The 17,534-nt window shown below is 55.8% G+C and carries 13 protein-coding genes; 8 read left to right on the plus strand and 5 right to left on the minus strand.

Features of this window, described 5'->3' with window-relative positions; translation table 11 throughout:
* Positions 1-130 precede the first annotated feature (130 nt).
* The 3 genes from sufB to J2I48_RS24935 all read left to right on the plus strand — a co-directional run bounded on the left by sufB (position 131) and on the right by J2I48_RS24935 (position 2,924).
* On the plus strand, positions 131-1,624 hold the full coding sequence (sufB, locus tag J2I48_RS24925) for a Fe-S cluster assembly protein SufB (RefSeq protein WP_207338240.1): 1,494 nt from the start codon (positions 131-133) through the stop codon (positions 1,622-1,624).
* Between the two features lie 407 nt (positions 1,625-2,031).
* Entirely contained in the window at positions 2,032-2,379 is a 348-nt protein-coding gene (locus J2I48_RS24930; RefSeq protein WP_207338241.1) for a DMT family transporter, read from the plus strand.
* Between the two features lie 26 nt (positions 2,380-2,405).
* On the plus strand, positions 2,406-2,924 hold the full coding sequence (locus J2I48_RS24935; protein WP_207338242.1) for a YfiT family bacillithiol transferase: 519 nt from the start codon (positions 2,406-2,408) through the stop codon (positions 2,922-2,924).
* Between the two features lie 103 nt (positions 2,925-3,027).
* Here the strand turns inward: J2I48_RS24935 and J2I48_RS24940 are convergent, their stop codons facing one another.
* Positions 3,028-3,981 carry an acetyl-CoA carboxylase carboxyltransferase subunit alpha gene (locus J2I48_RS24940; protein WP_207338243.1) on the minus strand — a complete coding sequence of 318 codons (954 nt, stop codon included), beginning with the start codon at positions 3,979-3,981 and terminating at the stop codon, positions 3,028-3,030.
* A gap of 108 nt (positions 3,982-4,089) precedes the next feature.
* Entirely contained in the window at positions 4,090-5,523 is a 1,434-nt protein-coding gene (locus J2I48_RS24945; RefSeq protein WP_207338244.1) for an MBL fold metallo-hydrolase RNA specificity domain-containing protein, read from the minus strand.
* Between the two features lie 360 nt (positions 5,524-5,883).
* Between J2I48_RS24945 and dacB the strand changes: the two genes are divergently transcribed.
* A complete protein-coding gene (gene dacB / locus J2I48_RS24950; RefSeq protein ID WP_229376776.1) occupies positions 5,884-7,374 on the plus strand; it encodes a D-alanyl-D-alanine carboxypeptidase/D-alanyl-D-alanine endopeptidase in 1,491 nt (496 codons plus the stop codon).
* Between the two features lie 87 nt (positions 7,375-7,461).
* Here dacB and J2I48_RS24955 read toward each other — a convergent pair whose 3' ends face one another.
* Both J2I48_RS24955 and hslV read right to left on the minus strand, forming a co-directional pair.
* Positions 7,462-8,895: a sensor histidine kinase gene (locus tag J2I48_RS24955; protein WP_207338245.1), complete on the minus strand. Its 1,434-nt coding sequence runs from the start codon at positions 8,893-8,895 to the stop codon at positions 7,462-7,464.
* A gap of 113 nt (positions 8,896-9,008) precedes the next feature.
* A complete protein-coding gene (hslV, locus tag J2I48_RS24960; protein WP_207338246.1) occupies positions 9,009-9,548 on the minus strand; it encodes an ATP-dependent protease subunit HslV in 540 nt (179 codons plus the stop codon).
* Between the two features lie 180 nt (positions 9,549-9,728).
* Here hslV and J2I48_RS24965 point away from each other — a divergent pair, with 180 nt between their 5' ends.
* The 3 genes from J2I48_RS24965 to J2I48_RS24975 all read left to right on the plus strand — a co-directional run bounded on the left by J2I48_RS24965 (position 9,729) and on the right by J2I48_RS24975 (position 13,561).
* Complete coding sequence (locus tag J2I48_RS24965) at positions 9,729-12,254, plus strand: ATP-dependent Clp protease ATP-binding subunit (RefSeq protein ID WP_207338247.1); 2,526 nt, start codon at positions 9,729-9,731, stop codon at positions 12,252-12,254.
* Positions 12,251-13,069, plus strand: coding sequence for an aldo/keto reductase (locus tag J2I48_RS24970; RefSeq protein WP_207338248.1), 819 nt, complete (start codon positions 12,251-12,253; stop codon positions 13,067-13,069). The genes J2I48_RS24965 and J2I48_RS24970 overlap by 4 nt, the downstream gene beginning before the upstream one ends.
* A gap of 105 nt (positions 13,070-13,174) precedes the next feature.
* The gene (locus J2I48_RS24975; RefSeq protein ID WP_229376777.1) at positions 13,175-13,561 is read left to right on the plus strand and encodes a glyoxalase; all 387 of its coding nucleotides are present in this window, start codon (positions 13,175-13,177) and stop codon (positions 13,559-13,561) included.
* Positions 13,562-13,772: 211 nt separating this feature from the next.
* Here the strand turns inward: J2I48_RS24975 and J2I48_RS24980 are convergent, their stop codons facing one another.
* Positions 13,773-15,479 (minus strand): DNA polymerase/3'-5' exonuclease PolX, encoded by a 1,707-nt coding sequence (locus tag J2I48_RS24980; RefSeq protein ID WP_207338249.1) that lies wholly within the window; start codon positions 15,477-15,479, stop codon positions 13,773-13,775.
* A gap of 292 nt (positions 15,480-15,771) precedes the next feature.
* Here J2I48_RS24980 and pyrG point away from each other — a divergent pair, with 292 nt between their 5' ends.
* Positions 15,772-17,448, plus strand: a complete 1,677-nt coding sequence (gene pyrG / locus J2I48_RS24985; RefSeq protein ID WP_207338275.1) for a CTP synthase — start codon at positions 15,772-15,774, stop codon at positions 17,446-17,448.
* Positions 17,449-17,534 lie beyond the last annotated feature (86 nt).

Raw genomic sequence — 17,534 nt, forward strand, 5'->3', positions numbered from 1 at the left:
TCTTCGCTATATTTCATCCCCCCGGAACAGACCTGGAATAGTAATTGTTAAAACTATACGATACGTTCTTTACACAATAACGGGCTATTTTTGCGTTTACGCCCGTTTTCAAAGGCATTCGCCAACAACCATGAGCAAAGAAGTTGAACTCTTAGAGAGCATCACCAACGCCGAATACAAGTACGGGTTCGAGACCCTGATTGAAGCCGACGAAGCTCCTAAAGGGCTGAACGACGATACAATACGCTTTATCTCCGCTAAAAAGAACGAGCCGCAATGGCTACTCGACTGGCGGATGGAAGCCTTTCGGATTTGGCAAAAAATGGAAGAACCCCATTGGCCAAATGTGAAATACCCCAAGATCGATTACCAGGATATCATTTATTACTCAGCCCCGAAACAACAAAAAACGGTTGGTTCGCTGGATGAGATCGACCCCGAACTGCGCCGCACGTTCGAGCGGCTGGGCATTTCGCTGAGTGAACAAAAACGCCTTGCCGGTGTGGTCGACGAACCCGTCGATGCCGATGGTAACCCCATTGAGCGCCCCCGCGTAGCGGTCGATGCCGTGATGGACTCTATCTCGGTGGCCACGACGTTCAAAAAAGAACTGGCCGAAAAAGGCATTATTTTCTGCGCTATTTCCGAGGCCGTTCAGGAACACCCTGAATTGATCAAGAAATACCTAGGCTCAGTGATTCCAGCCAAAGACAACTACTTCGCTGCCCTCAACGCAGCCGTTTTCTCCGACGGGTCGTTCTGCTACATTCCCAAAGGCATCCGCTGCCCGATGGAACTGTCCACTTATTTCCGCATCAACGCCGCTAACACGGGTCAGTTTGAACGGACGCTGATTGTGGCCGACGAAGGGTCATACGTAAGCTATTTGGAAGGCTGCACCGCCCCTATGCGTGACGAAAATCAGTTGCACGCTGCCTGTGTGGAATTAATCGCACATGACAACGCCGAGATCAAGTACTCGACGGTGCAGAACTGGTACCCCGGCGACAAAGACGGTCGCGGTGGTATTTACAATTTCGTGACAAAGCGCGGCATTTGCCACACCAGCGCCAAAATCTCGTGGACGCAGGTCGAAACCGGCTCGTCGATTACCTGGAAATACCCCTCAGTGATACTGAAAGGTGACAATTCCATCGGTGAGTTCTATTCGGTGGCCGTGACTAATAACATGCAGCAGGCCGACACGGGCACCAAAATGACCCACATCGGTAAGAATACGAAGAGCCGGATTGTATCGAAAGGTATCTCGGCGGGCAAAAGCCAAAACTCGTATCGCGGTTTGGTAGAGGTAATGAAACGCGCCGACAATGCCCGGAATTTCTCGCAGTGCGACTCGCTCCTGCTGGGCGACAAGTGCGGTGCCCACACATTCCCGTACATCGAAGTCAAGAACCAGTCGGCCACGGTAGAGCACGAAGCCACCACGTCGAAGATCGGCGAAGATCAGTTGTTCTATTGCAATCAGCGGGGGATTCCTACCGAGCAGGCTGTGGCTCTGATCATCAACGGCTACGCCAAAGAAGTCCTGAATCAACTTCCGATGGAATTCGCCATCGAAGCCCAGAAGCTGCTGGAAATCAGCCTGGAAGGTTCAGTTGGATAGATGAGTTCAAGGCCTAAAGTTAAGGTGGCCTCGTTGAACATGCTTTTTGATAAAGCCCCTGCGGAAACGTGGGGGCTTTTTTTATATCGAAAAATTCGGATCGGAAATTTGCGTATCATCCCGTATGGACACCATAGCGCAGCGTCGGTAGAAAAGTAGGTTAGTTCAGCTTCTTCTACCGACGTTGCGCTATGGTGTCCATACGGGATGATACGCTTTTTAATTCTGCGCTCTTTTGTCCTCTATCTGGCAATAATTTGTGTGGGTAGTTTTGTGTAACCCTTTACACCCACGCCGGGTCGCGGAGGTTGCCGAAGGCGGGTTTATGGGTTGGTAACGGTGGCTTAACAGGCGTTTGGCTGGGCGCGTGTACCTTGTTGGCCAATCAATAAACGATGCGCTTCGTTATGGCCTGGATGTTCTTGTTGCTCGCCTCCGCCTGCCAGACCGGCTGGACATATTCGCTAAAATATGCCGATTTTGGCGCACTGGCGCAGTTTCGCTTCACGTTACCCGTGTTGGTGCCTATTATCATCAACATCATATCGGGGCTGGCGAACGTATTTTTTTTAAGCCTGGCGTTCAAGCAAATTCCCCTGACCACCGCCTTTGGGGCCTGGACGGCGGGTACACTGGTGCTACTGAAATTAGCCGACGTCGTGTTCCTGAAAGCTGCCTGGTCAGTTGCCGAAGTGTTCTTTATTGGCTTGTTGGCAGTGGGGGTGGTTGGGCTTAAATTGGTAGCACCGAAGTAAGCATTGATAGCACAACCCCACTCACTATGGACCCTCAATTTCCTATCGGCCGCTGGTCGGGGCAGGAACAGTTCACCGCCGCCGACATCACCGACCGTATTGCGCAACTGCGTACTATACCGCAACAGTATCGGCAACTGACCGAATCGCTAAATGATGAAGACCTTTTGCGTACATATCGGCCCGGTAGCTGGAACGTCCGGCAACTGGTGCATCACATGGCCGACACGCACGGGTGGCATTATTTCCGCATCAAACACGCCCTCACGCTGCCCGAAACGGCCCCCGGCATCCTGAGCACCGTCAACGACTGGGCCACCCAACCCGACGGGCACGGTGCGCCGGTAGCACCCTCACTGGCGTTGCTGGAAAGCCTGCACGAGCGGCTGGCGTATCTATACGAACGTCTCGACGAAGCTGATTTGCAAAAGGCCTATTATCACCCGTTTCGGCAGGTGAACGTGACCCTGGCGCAGGCCATCGACATGGTTGTCTGGCACGGGCAGCACCACCTGGCACATATCAGGCTAGCGCTTTTACAGTGACCAGTTCTACAGTATGCAGTATGCAGTGTGGCTGATGTCAGCACACTCTACGCTGGCGTCAGCCACACTGCATACTGCATACTGTAGAACTGGTCACTGATTTTTATTCCACCACAACCCCCATGGCGCAGAACTTGTCGATGCGTTGGTCGATGCGTTCTTCGGGGGTGAGGGTGTTGAGTTCGGCGAGGTTGTCCAGGATGGTCCGTTTCAGGATGTTGGCCATCGCGGCGTGGTCGTAGTGAGCACCGCCAACGGGTTCGTCAACGATACCATCGACGAGTTTGAACGAAGTCATGTCGGTGGCGGTGAGCTTCATAGCTTCGGCGGCCTGCTCTTTGTAATTCCAGCTACGCCACAAAATAGTCGAGCAGTTTTCGGGCGAAATCACGGAATACCAGGTGTTTTCGAGCATCAGCACCCGGTCGCCGATGGCAATGCCCAACGCCCCGCCGCTGGCTCCTTCGCCAATGACGATGCAGATGACGGGCACTTTCAGCAAAAACATTTCTTTCAGGTTGCGGGCAATGGCTTCGCCCTGCCCGCGCTCTTCGGCTTCCAGACCCGGAAACGCACCCGGCGTGTCAATGAGTGTCACGATGGGCTTATTAAACTTCTCGGCCATCTTCATCAGGCGCAGGGCTTTGCGGTAGCCTTCGGGGTTAGGCATGCCGAAGTTGCGGTGCTGCCGCTGCTTGGTGTTGCGGCCTTTCTGCTGCCCGATAATCATGATGGTCTGACCCTCTATTTCGGCAAAACCACCTACCATGGCCGGGTCGTCGCGCACGGTACGGTCGCCGTGGAGTTCAATAAACTGGTCGCACATTCGCTCAATGTAGTCCAGCGTGTAGGGCCGGTCGGGGTGGCGCGAGAGCTGTACGCGCTGCCAGCGCGTGAGGTTGCGAAATAACTCGTGCCGCAGCCGGTCGATGCTTTTCTCTAAGGTCTCAACAGCCTCCGATACATCGACCTTGTTGGTCTCGGCCAGCCGTTTCATCTCATCCAATCGACCTTCTAAATCGGCAATCGGCTTTTCAAAGTCGAGGTAGGTTCTCATAGAAAAGGAGTGGTAAGTGCTGAGTGGTAAGTGGTGAGTTTGCTTCCGCCAGAGCAGTTACGCTGGCGGAAGCAAACTCACCACTTACCACTCAGCACTTACCACTTTTTAAAGTTCATACATCTGCCCTTTGGCGGGGATCTCTACGTTGGGGTAGCCGGCTTCGGCGAGAGTGCCTTTAAAAGCTTCCATGCTGCTGGTTTCGCCGTGGACGAGGAATATGCGCTTCAACGTTTCGGGCGACTGCATCTGTACGAAACCTAGCAGATCGGCGCGGTCACCGTGGCCGCTGAACACGTCGATTTTCTCGATGTTGGCCAGCACCTGTTTTTCTTCGCCCTTGATCGTCAGCGTGGGTTGGCCGTTCAGCAGCCGCCAGCCCAGCGTACCCTCGGCGCAGTAGCCAATGAGCAGGATGGTGCAGTACGGATTGCCAATGTTGGCCGCAACGTGGTACTCGACCCGCCCGCCCTGCACCATACCCGACGACGAGATGATGATGCACGGCTCGTTATAGTCAGACACCGCTTTGCTGGCCTTGCTCGACTCCAGAAATTCGAAGTTCTCAAAATCGAACAGCGTCTCGTTGGCGTCGAAGAAATCGCGGGCTTCTTTGCTAAGCTGGCGCACGTTTTTCAGATACACCTTGGTGCTCTCAAAAGCCATTGGGCTATCTGAGAACACTTTTATGGGCGGAAAACCCCGTTCCGAATATAATCGGTTGAGCGTATACAGCAGTGATTGGGTACGCCCCACCGAAAACGACGGTATAATCAGCCGACCCGGAATATCGACGCAGGTACGCTTAATCACGTCGGCCAGGGCATCTTCGGGGCTTACATCGTCGTTGTGCATCCGGTTGCCATAGGTCGATTCGCACACTAGGTAGTCCACATGGGGCACGGTGGCGGGGTCGACCAGCAGTGGGTAGTTCTTGCGGCCAATGTCGCCAGAGAAGCAGATGCTTTTTTTCTGGCCGTTTTCATACACGTCGACCACAATGTGGGCGGCACCCAACAGGTGTCCGGCGGGCAGAAACGTGACGTTGCAATTGTCGGTAAGGCGAAATTTGCGGCCAAACTGAATGGCTACTACGCTCTCCATGCTTTCGCGCACCTGCTTGTCGAGAAACAGGTCTTTCTGCAACTGCGATTGCTTGTCGCGGACCTTCTTTTTCTTGCTGTTGTTGAGGTCGTTGATCTTCCGTTGATTGAGCGATGCGGCGTCTTTCAGCAGAATATCGGTAAGGGCGAAGGTAGGTTCGGTACACAGAATCTGGCCTTCGTAGCCTTCGCGGTAGAGGTTGGGCAGGTTGCCCGAATGGTCGATGTGGGCGTGGGTGAGCAACACCACGTTCAGGCTGGAGGCTTCAAAGGGGAAGAAAGCAGCCGTGGGTTGTTCAACGGGAGGGGGAACGCTACCGTTATGTGGTCGCTCCAGGTCGGAACCGCAGTCAATCAGGATGCGGTAATCGTCATCTAACTCCAGCAGATACATACTGCCCGTAACCTGCTGGGCGGCTCCCCAAAACGTTAATTTCATGCGTGGTCTATACCGGCTTATATGGTCATCGCCAACAGACTGTAGGCACCCCAAAACCCCAGCGGGGCGGCGTGCCAGATTGGCGTATTTATTCGTTAATTGGGGCAAAAAGGGCTATTGCGTAACGCAGATACGGTATGCCAAAATTCCCTTAGCTTTGCAAAGCTACGAAAAAGGCCCATACCGCCTAACCCCTACGCCGTGCCGACTACCCCCGCCCCAACCCGCTTTCTACGGGTGACTACACTCCTTTTTGCTTTATCAATCAGCTATCTATCAGGGCATTGTAAAAATTCAATCGCCCCAGATCGCCAACTAAAAGGCTCTGCCGATAGAATAACTATAATTGATACCACGGCTTTGCAGCGCATTCGGGCGTGGGCCGAGGCCCTGCAACGTGGTTCGCTGGCGCAAAACGGCATCGTGGCCCTGTCGGTACGGCGCGTGAGCGACGGCCAATGCGTGTTCGGGCAAAACGAACAGACCAGCCTCGCCACCGCCTCGACGCTGAAACTAGTATCTACGGCCACCGCCCTGGCCACGCTGGGCAGCACCTATTCCTACACCACCACTTTGGAATATGACGGCACGATCCGCGACAGCACCCTCCAGGGCAATCTCTACCTGCGTGGCACCGGCGACCCGTCATTAGCCAGCGGTCGGTTTGCGGGATACCCCACCTGGGTACAGTTTCTCAAATCGGTCAGCAACAGTGTTCGGCAGGCGGGCATCCGGCGCATCAGCGGGGCCGTTGTTGGCGATGCCAGCTTTTACGACGACATGCCCACCCCCGACACTTGGCCCTACGGTGACCTGGGTAACTACTACGGCGCAGGTCTTTTCGGACTAAATATTAACGAAAACCTCTACCGTGTGGCGTTCAAAACCGGTCCGGTGGTGGGGGTGGCCGCTCCCGTTTCGCGGGTAGACCCGGCCATGCCCTATCTGGCCCTGACCAACCACGTAACCACCGACCAGCCTACCACCGGTGACGAGGTAGTTATCTACGGCGCACCCTTTCAGAACACGGTGGTGCTGGAAGGTACCGTGCCCGCCAATAGCACCGATTTCATTGTGAAAGGAGCCATGCCCGACCCTGCCTATTTCATCGCCTACGCCCTCACCGAGCAGTTTCGGCGCGATAGCATCCGCGTGGCGGGCATGCCAATGTCGTACCGCATCGGTACCAGCCCCACGGGGGTAGTGGTGGCGGGTGTGGGCAACGACGTGCCGGGGAACATAGGCGCGGGAGGGGCATCACTCACGAGTAAACCCCTGCGCCGGACCGAGATCACCCGTTACCTCTCGCCCCCGATGAGCGACCTGGCGCGGGAGACTAACTTCCAGAGTATCAACCTCTATGCTGAAGCCCTACTGCGGTCGGCGGCGCAGAAACTGACCCAGAACCCACCAGCTATTCCGGCGCGTAGCTGGCCCGCGTCGGTGTCGGCCATGACAGGTTTCTGGCAAAGTAAAGGCGTTGATTTGGCGGGCTTTCGCCCCCGCGATGGCAGCGGCCTTTCCACGGTTGGGGCCATGACTACGGCCAACCTGACGGGTATTCTGGCGGCTATGACCCGCGAGGTGGCCTACCCGGCATTCTACGCCAGCATTCCGGTGGTGGGGCGCACGGGCACAGTGAAAAACCTGGCCAAAAACACCAAAGCGGCGGGCAACATCCGGGCCAAAAGTGGCACTATTGAGGGCGTACGGGCCTATGCGGGCTACTTCACCGCCACCGACGGCAGCCTGATGTGCTTTTCATTTATGATCAACAAATACGCCGAAGGCAAATACGCCGCCCTAACCCCGCAGATCGAGAAGCTCTTCACACTGCTGGTGGCACTGTGAGCGAAAGAGTGAATGGTGAAAGAGCGGCTTGCGCAAGCGTATTCATGCGGAAGCCACTATTTCACTCTTTCACTCTTTCACTATTCGCTACACTTGCCTCTCTGGCAGTACCACTACAAACGTGGAGCCTACGCCTTCCTGACTGCGGGCGGTGAGGTAACCCTGGTGGTAGGCCACCACGCGCTTACAGATGGCCAGGCCAATGCCGGTGCCTTCGTACTGCTGTTTGGCGTGCAGGCGCTGGAAGATTGTGAAGATGCGGTCGAGGTACTTTTCGTTGAACCCAATACCATTGTCGGTGACGAAAATCTGATGGTACAGCTGGTCGGGATAAAGCATGGGATAAGCAGACCCCGGTACCACATCGGCTGTGACCTGGATGCGGGGCGGCGTGTTAGGTCGGCGGTATTTCATAGCGTTGTTGATCAGGTTGGCGAATAGCTGATCTAATTGCGGCGGTACCATTTCCAGAGAAGGCATTGGTCCTACCTCAATCAGGGCATTGGTTTCTTTTAGTGACAGGTCAAGTTCAGCAATAACCCGGTTCAGCACGTCGCTCAGGGGCAGGTACTGAAAAGCCTCAGGTTGGTTGGCCACCCGCGAAAAATTGAGCAGGTCCTGAATCAGTACCGACATCCGTTCGGCGGCGGCCAGCATTTTAGCTAAAAACGTTTGCCCTTCGGCATCAATAGCGTGGCTGTACCGTTCGTGGAGCAAACTACCAAAGGCGCTGATCTTACGCAGGGGTTCCTGCAAGTCGTGGCTAGCCACAAACGCAAAACGTTCCAGCTCCTGGTTCGATATTTCCAACTGGTTGACCTTGGCCGTCAGGTCGGCCTCATACCCGCGTAATTGTCGCTCGTTTTCGGTTCGCCTCCGCAACTCTGCCGTAAGCATGTTATACATGACGAGCAGGATGATGAGCGTGGTGATGGCCAGCGAAAACGTAACAGTTAATCCCGTACGGTACGATTGGTTGGCCAGTGTATTGCGTTGCGTCATCAGCAATTGTTCGCGGCTGATCATCTGCGCCGTCAGTTGCCGAACTCGATCCATGCGGGTTCGGCCTTCCAGCAAATAAGCTTGCCGCAGCGAGTCGGTCTCCGAATTGTCGAGCCTGATCTGCCGGTTTGTAATGATGAGTTTAGCCAGCACCAATTGCCGGAGTTGCTTGCTGGCCCGTTGCTGAATGGGGTTGTCGGCAATGAGACTGTCCAGGTTATTGAGTTGAGGCGCCAACTGAGGTTCGGCCAGCCTATAAGGTTCCAGAAAGGAAGTAAGCCGGGTGGCTACATACCCCCGTGATCCGGTTTCGACGTCTTTTAGCAGCGACAGAATAGTGCTGATGCGACTGATAACCTCAAATGTGTGGCTGATCCGCTGGTTGTCGCGCTTCGATTGGGTGTAGCTATGCAGCGACAGCCCAAACCCTATGATAACCAGAAAAATGGCTACCGTGAAGCCAACGGCAATACGCCGGTTGGTTTGTTCAGTAGGAAATAGGCCAGAAAAAAGACTCATCTGGGGCAGGCAGGGTGGTGGTGAAGGATAGCCCGTTGAAATGGCACAAGAGCTAAAGATAAACGCCTCAACAGGCATTTATTTGCAATATTAGCCAATGGACACCATCCTGTTTACCCCACCGTTTCAATAACCAGATTGTGGTTAGTATAGATGCAGATGTCGGCGGCAATGTGTAGGCTTTCGCTCACCATTTCCTGCGCCGATAGCTGGGGAGCGTGTTTCTTGAGCGCAATAGCCGCCGACTGAGCATAAACTCCACCAGAACCAATAGCCGCCACGTCCATATCTGGTTCGAGCACGTCGCCGGTGCCGGAAATCACCAGCAGGTCGTCTTTCGAGGCCACAATCATCATGGCTTCCAGCTTGCGCAAAAAGCGGTCGGTGCGCCAGTCTTTGGCCAGTTCGATGGCGGCGCGGCGCAGGTTGTTATTATAGTTGCCCAGCTTTTCTTCAAAGCGCTCGATGAGCGTGAAGGCGTCGGCAGTTGACCCGGCAAAACCGGCTAGAATCTGTCCGCCCGCCAGCCTGCGAATTTTTTTGACGTTGCTTTTAGCAACGGTGTTGCCCATAGTGGCCTGCCCGTCGGCTCCCAACGAAACTTGCCCATTGTGGCGGATGCCCACCACGGTGGTGGCGTGTACTGGTGTCATGCGTTACCTGTGCTATTTCTGAACTGACAGTTTTTGCCGGGTCTTGGTTCATTGGCGAAGTGAGAGGTAAGAGCTAAGAGTGGAGATGTTTGAGATACAAAAGCAAACAGGCCTTGCGTTTAGTTACGTATACTATCTCAACCGGGTAACTTCGCTGGTCAACCAACTTCTACCCTCGTTATGCTGCTATCTATCGAAACCAAACGGGCGTTCGACATTGCCAAAGCGCACGTCCACGAGTATCGCCACGGAGCCATTGCGCCCGCTCACCTGCTGCTGGGATTACTCCATAATGACGTCGGCCTGGCGAGCTGGCTGGTGGCGCTGGGCAAAGACATATACTTCCTCCGCGACTGGGCCGACTATCGGCTGGAGATGATGCCCAAGGCTATCAATGGCGTGACCGAACCTGTGCAGGATGCCACCACCACCCAGGTGATGCAACTGGCCGACCTCATCGCCACGCAGTTCGAGAGCATGGAAGTAGAACCGAAGCACGTGCTGGCGGCCTTGCTCAAAGCCAACGTGGCCTTCACCGCCGATCAGCTAAAATCGCTGCCCGTAACGCAGAAAGAGGTGCTGGACGCGGCCAAAGATGATCGCCACATTCAGACGGCTGTGAACGGGCAGGCGGGCGAAACCGCTCCGGCCACGGCTGCGGGATCAGCGGCTGAGGGCGGCGCACCAAATGCCGAATCGGCACTGGCGCGGTTTGGCCAAAACAAAACACAGGACGCCCGCGACGGTAAGGTAGACCCCATTGTAGGCCGCGACCGCGAGCTTCGGCTGATGCTCGAAATCCTGCTGCGGCGCACCAAACCCAACGTTATGCTCATTGGCGAACCGGGCGTGGGCAAGACGGCCCTGGTAGAGGGGTTTGCGCAGGCGATTGTAGCCGGCACCGTGCCCGCCAGCCTCCAGAACGCCGAATTGTATGAGCTTGACCTGGGTTCGCTGGTGGCCGGGGCATCGTATAAAGGTGAGGTGGAAGACCGGATCAAGAACGTGATTAAGGAAGTGAAGCAGCACGACAAGGCGATTTTGTTTATCGACGAAATCCACATGCTGCTCAACCCCAACGGCTCGGTGGGGGCGGGGGTGTCGCAACTGCTGAAACCTGAACTGGCCCGCGGTGAGCTGACCGTCATTGGCGCGACTACGCTTGATGAGTACCGGCAGTACGTGGAAAAAGACGAGGCCTTCAGCCGCCGGTTCGAGCAGTTACACGTGCATGAACCCACCACCGTGGCTGCCACGCGCATGGTGGAGACGCTCATTCCGCGGTACGAAGAACACCACAACCTGAAGGCCGACGAGGGTGTGGCCGAAGAGGCCGTCCGGCTGGCGCAACGCTACGTGAAAGACCGCCGCCTGCCCGACGCCGCCATCGATTTACTGGATCGGACCATGGCCGCCATCCGCACCATGGGCGACACCGCCGCGCAGGATTTGGTGGCCCTCCGCGACCAGCTCACCACCGCCACCGAGCACATTGCTGACTGGGACGAGCCAAAGCAACTAGCTGAATATCAGTGGATATTACAACAGGTACAGCACAAGGTCAGCCCCATTTTGCAGCAGCAACTAGAAGACGACACCCAACCCGACACTATCGAAATTCCCCGCGTACTGCGCGACTATCTGACCAATCGTATTGCCGAACTGATGCCCCTGGCCGAGCAGCCGCACGAACTGGTTACCAAGCTGGACATTGCCGCCATGGTGGCCGCCAAAACGGGCATTCCAATGGGCAAGCTGCAAACCAACGAACGCGAACGCCTCCTGAAAATGGACGACGTGCTCCGCAAGCGCGTGGTAGGGCAAGACCACGCCATCCGCACGCTCACGGCCAGCATTCTCGAATCGCGGGCGGGGCTGTCGGGTGGAAAGCAGCCGACGGGGGCGTTCTTTTTGCTGGGACCCACCGGCACCGGTAAGACCGAACTGGCCAAAGCCCTGGCCGATTTTATGTTCAACGACGAGTCGTTCCTGATCCGGTTCGACATGTCGGAGTTCAAGGAAGAGCACTCGGCGGCGTTGCTGTATGGTGCTCCTCCGGGCTACGTGGGCTACGAGCAGGGCGGGATGCTGGTGAACAAAATCCGCGAGAAGCCGTATTCGGTGGTGTTGTTTGACGAGATCGAAAAGGCGCACCCGTCGGTGTTCGACATTTTCCTGCAAATCCTGGACGAAGGTAAACTCCACGACCGGCTGGGCAAGGAGGGCGACTTCACCAACGCCGTGGTCCTGTTCACGTCCAACATTGGCTCTGAGTTTGTGGTGAGGCAATTTGGCGAGGGCATCATTCCCGCCCCGAATGACCTGATGGAGATTATGTCAAAGCATTTCCGCCCTGAATTTCTGGCCCGCCTCACCGAGATTGTGCCCTTCGCGCCCATTTCGGAAGAAAACGTGGTCAAGATTTTCGACATCCACCTGCGCGGCCTTACCGAACCCATGCGTCGGCAGGGGATTGCGTTGGAGATCAGCCCCGTGGCCCGCGAGTTTCTGGCCCTCAGCGGGTTCACCCCACGCTACGGTGCCCGCCCGCTCAAGGGCGTCATTCGCTCTCAGCTACGCCGCCCCATCAGCCGCATGATTATTTCGGGCGAGGTAAACAAAGGCGACACCCTGCAAGTAGACCTCGACGAAAACAAAGAGCTAACCTGGAACGTCATCTCCGATACGGTAGTGGAAGTGTTATGAACAACCCAACTGTTACCCTCAACAATGGCGTTAAAATGCCTTTGCTGGGCCTGGGCGTGTATGCGCCGCAACATAATAATGAAGTACAGCAGTCGGTAGAAGACGCACTAGAACTAGGTTGTCGGCTGATCGATACGGCGGCGGCGTATGGCAACGAACGCGAGGTGGGCGATGCCATTCTGGCGAGCGGTGTGGCCCGTAACGAGCTGTTTATCACTACCAAAGTGTGGAACGACGATCAGGGCTACAACAAAACCCTACGAGCGTTTGACCAGAGCCTGGACAAACTTAAACTCGACGTGGTAGACCTGTACCTCATTCACTGGCCCGTGCGCGAACACCGCGCCGAAACCTGGCGGGCACTGGAAACGATTTACGCCGACGGTCGGGTGCGGGCTATTGGCGTATGTAATTACTACCAACCGCACCTGGAAGAACTATTCAAAACGGCCACCGTTGTGCCGGCGGTAAATCAGTTTGAGTTTAGCCCGTACTGCTATTTACCCGACGAGCTGGCCTACTGCCGGGCGCATGGTATTCAGCCCGAAGGCTACGCGCCGCTGGTGCGCGGCCTGAAACAAGACGACCCCCGCCTGATTCGCATTGCCTCCAACTATGGCAAAAGCACGTACCAGGTGCTGGTGCGGTGGTCACTGCAACATGGTGTGGTAACGATTCCGAAATCAGTGAAAAAAGAGCGTATCCGGGCCAATTTCGACGTATTTGACTTTGAAATTGATGCTGCTGACTTCGCCGAAATGAACACCTTTTTCGACGATACCCGCATTGCCTGGAACCCCGTGGAGTTCTTGTAAAGCGTAGGCCCAGCCTACGGTTTTTTTCTTTTTGTCATTCCGGTGGTTTTTGTCATCCCAACGACAGGGGGGATGACAAAAAGTATATCAACTGGTTATGTATACATGACAAACGACCTCGCCCTGCTGGCCCTGCGCCCTGCCGTTGATACGGAACCCACGACAACCAATGCCGCCGAAGCGTTTCAGAACCAGACCCTGCGGCCTATTCTCAAACTGCATAACGAATTGTTCCTGAGTCTGTTTCGCAGCTACTTAGTACGCCGAAAACAGGCACCCGACGGTCGGTTTTCGCGCATAACGCCCCCCGAGCAGGAAGCTTATATTGAGCATACCCTTCGCACCGACCAGAAATTCCGCAACCTGCTCATTGGCACGGTCATTGGCCAGTTTACCAGCACCGAACTCGCCGATTTTCTGGCCGACGAAGCCGAACTCACCCGCCGCACCCTTAACATGATTTCCCAGCGGTTGATCGATCAGAATGTCTAACGTTTAAAGTATAAGGTTTAAGGTTGCTTCGCTTGCGGCCACCACACCCCGACCCCTCTCTTTGGTAAGGAGAGGGGAGACGAGCGAGGAAACTTCACAAACGAAAGCAGCCCTATTGACAAGTTAATCTTGGTAAGTCTCCCCTCTCCTTGGTAAGGAGAGGGGTCGGGGGTGTGGTGGCCGCAAGCGAAGCAACCTTAAACCTTATACTTTAAATCTTAACCTTCCTCTCTGCCAGCCACGCCACCATCGTGGCTAACGGCATGGCGTTGAAGGTGCTGGCTTTGGTGAGGCCTCCTTTGCGGGCGGCGTAGACACCGTAGTGCATATCCAGCAGGCCGCGCATGGCGTGGGCATCGGGGTTGATACTGATCCAGACGCCCTTGTTCATGGCGTATTCGATCCAGCGCCAGTCCATGTCGAGGCGGTAAGGGCTGGCGTTCAGTTCGATCACTACGTTATGCGCCGCACAGGCGTCGATGATGGCGCGGTGGTCGATGGGGTAGCCTTCGCGGGCGAGCAGCAACCGGCCCGTGGCGTGGCCTAGGATGGTGGTGTAGGGGTTTTCAATGGCCCGCAGCAGCCGGGCGGTAGCTTTTTCTTCGGTCATGCTCAGCGTCTGATGCACCGAAGCCACCACATAGTCGAACGTAGCCAGCACCTCAGGCGAATAGTCCAGCGAACCGTCGCCTAGGATGTCCGATTCGGTGCCTTTCAACACCCGGAAGTCGATGCCCCGCGCGGCGTAATCGGCGTTAAGCTGGTCAATTTCAAGTTGTTGCTGCCGGATACGGTCGGCTGTGAGGCCATTGGCATAGGAGGCCGTGGGCGAGTGATCGGCGATGCCGAAGTAGGAGAGGCCGATCTCGCGGGCGTAGTCGGCCATCTGCTGAATCGTGTGCTGCCCGTCAGACCAGGTGCTATGGTTATGGACCGTGCCGCGGAGGTCGTCCCAGGTGATGAGGTCGTCGGGTTGGTGGTGTTGTGCCCACGAAAACGCTTGCGGATTTTCGCGCATTTCGGGCACTACAAAGGGTAGGCCTGTTTGAGCATAAATGGCCTCCTCGGCACTGTGCGGGCTGATTTGCAGCGCCGTTTGCAGCAGTGTCTTACCCGTCGGCCCCTTCTCGATCAGGTGAGCCTCGGGTGCCGACCGGATAAACAATTGCCCGTCGAACTGATCGGCGGGGTAGGTCAAAATCGCTACCCGTACATCAGTGCCTTCGGCTTGTCCGCGCCACGCAAACGGCGACGAGTCGGCCCGGTCTTGCATAAGGCCGGGGTGGTTGGCCAGAAACGACTGCACGGCCACGGGTTCGTCTGACTCCACCAGTAATTCCACAGTATCGACTTCGGTAGCCCGCTGCCGCACCTGCCCGCTGATCTCCACGCGGCCCAGTGCACGTAGCTCATCGCGGAGTTGGGTAGCCAGGCGGTCGGCTTTGTCCATGCGAATTTTCCCCGCCTGACTTTCCAGGAACGCCAGGTTGTCGAGGATGTTTTGCTGCATCTTTTCGCCAAACCCCTTGATCGCCGCCACCCGCCCCGACTCCGACGCCTGCCGCAGGGCGTGCAGCGTTTCGATGCCCAGTTCCTGCCAGAGTGTTTTGATCTTTTTCACACCTAACCCCTTGATCCTGAACATGTCGATCACGCCGGGGGGCGTTTGCGCCAGTAGCCCGTCGAGTTCGGCGAGGTGCCCGGTGTCGGCTATTTCGCGGACGGCGTTGGCAATGGTTTTCCCCACGCCGGGCAGTTTGGTCAGTTCCGCAACGGGTTGTTCGGCCAGCGGAACGGGTACTTTGTCGAGCGAAAAGGCGGCCGACGAAAAGGCTTTAATGCGAAACGGGTCGCCATCGTGAAGGTCCAGCAGTTTGGCGGTCTGTTCGAGTAGCTCAATAATATCGGAGTTGGTCATGGGGAAAGAGTCGTAAGTCGCCAGTCTTGAGGAGGAGAAAGGACCAGATTTGGAAGATGTGTGGTCAACGAAACGCAAAATACAGCTTTCGTGGGGAACAGGGCGCTTTGTACGCTGATGGAGGAACGGCCCCAATAGTACTATCGCTTGCCCAATTTTTGTAATTAGCATGTAGTCAGCTACATACCCGTGTTAAGTGTGTGTGCCGGGCAATGTACCTGCTTTTTTGTCCGGCGGTTCTCCTTTTTTGTTCGTACTTTTATTCCCCGTAACGACCAAACTGACACCTATCATGGCGGCTGCGGGCACCAAATCAGCAAAATATATTTTTGTTACCGGCGGGGTAACGTCCTCTCTCGGTAAAGGTATTATCGCCTCGTCTCTGGCCAAACTGCTGCAATCGCGCGGTCTGTCGGTCACCATCCAAAAATTCGATCCCTACATCAACATCGACCCCGGTACGCTCAACCCCTACGAGCACGGCGAATGTTACGTAACCGACGATGGCGCTGAAACCGACCTCGATCTGGGCCACTACGAGCGCTTCCTCAATAAGCCCACCTCGCAGGCCAACAACATCACCACCGGGCGCATCTATTACAACGTCATCACCCGCGAACGGAAGGGCGATTTCCTCGGAAAAACCGTGCAGGTGGTGCCCCATATCACCGACGAGATCAAGCGAAATCTGCGCCTGCTGGGCGATTCAGGCGATTACGATATTGTGATCACCGAGATTGGCGGGTGCGTGGGCGACATTGAATCGTTGCCTTTTATTGAGGCCGTCCGGCAGTTTAAGTTTGAACTGGGTGAACACCACACGCTGGTAATTCACCTCACGCTGGTGCCGTATCTCAACTCGGCGGGCGAACTGAAGACCAAGCCCACGCAACACTCGGTAAAAATGTTGCAGGAGGCCGGCGTACAACCCGACATTCTCGTATGCCGCACCGAACACCCACTGCCCATTGACATTCGCCGGAAAATTGCCCTGTTCTGTAACGTGCAGGTCAGCTCGGTGATTGAGGCTATGGATGCCGAAACGATCTACGACGTGCCCATCCTGATGAAAAAGGAAAAGCTCGATCAGCGGGCCTTGTACATGCTTGACATTTATAATGATCAGGATACTGACCTCGACGTGTGGAAGGGCTTTCTGAGCCGCCTGAAAAATCCGACCAACGAAGTACGCATTGGCCTGGTGGGCAAATACGTGGAACTGCACGATGCCTACAAATCCATTGCCGAATCGTTCATCCACGCAGGCTCCAAAAACGAGTGCAAAGTGCACATCGACTGGATTCAGTCCGAACACCTGGCCGACGAGAACGTGGTGGAAGAGCGCCTGCGCGACCTGGACGGCATTTTGGTAGCCCCCGGCTTTGGCGAACGGGGCATCGAAGGTAAGATTAACGCCATCAAATACGCCCGCGAAAATGGCATTCCGTTTTTTGGTATCTGCCTCGGCATGCAGTGCGCCGTGATTGAGTACGCCCGCAACGTGCTCGGCCTGGCCGACGCGCATTCGTTCGAGATGAACCCCGACACGCCCCACCCGGTCATCAACATGATGGAGGAGCAGAAAAAGGTGGTCGATATGGGCGGCACCATGCGGCTGGGAGCCTACGCCTGCAAGATCAAAAAAGACTCGCTGGCGTATCAGGCTTATGGCAAGCAGACCATCAGCGAACGGCACCGGCACCGCTACGAATTCAACAACGCCTACCTGGAGCAGTTCGAGAAAGGCGGGATGCGGGCCGTGGGCACCAACCCCGAAACGGGCCTGATCGAGATTGTCGAACTCCCCAACCACCCCTGGTTTGTGGGCGTGCAGTTCCACCCCGAATTAAAAAGCACTGTGCTGGCCCCGCAACCCCTGTTTGTGCAGTTTGTGAAAGCCGCTATGGACTACGCAAGCCATAAACGCGCCTACGAAGCCCCCATCGCCACCGAAACCCTTGTTGGTTAATGCCCGTATTGGCGTAATTTTGCAGAAAAAATGAGTCGATAGTCGGCAGTCGATAGTCAATAGTCGCTGATACCGGAACAACTTCG

This window comes from Fibrella aquatilis (assembly GCF_017353255.1).
Taxonomy (GTDB): Bacteria; Bacteroidota; Bacteroidia; order Cytophagales; family Spirosomataceae; genus Fibrella; species Fibrella aquatilis.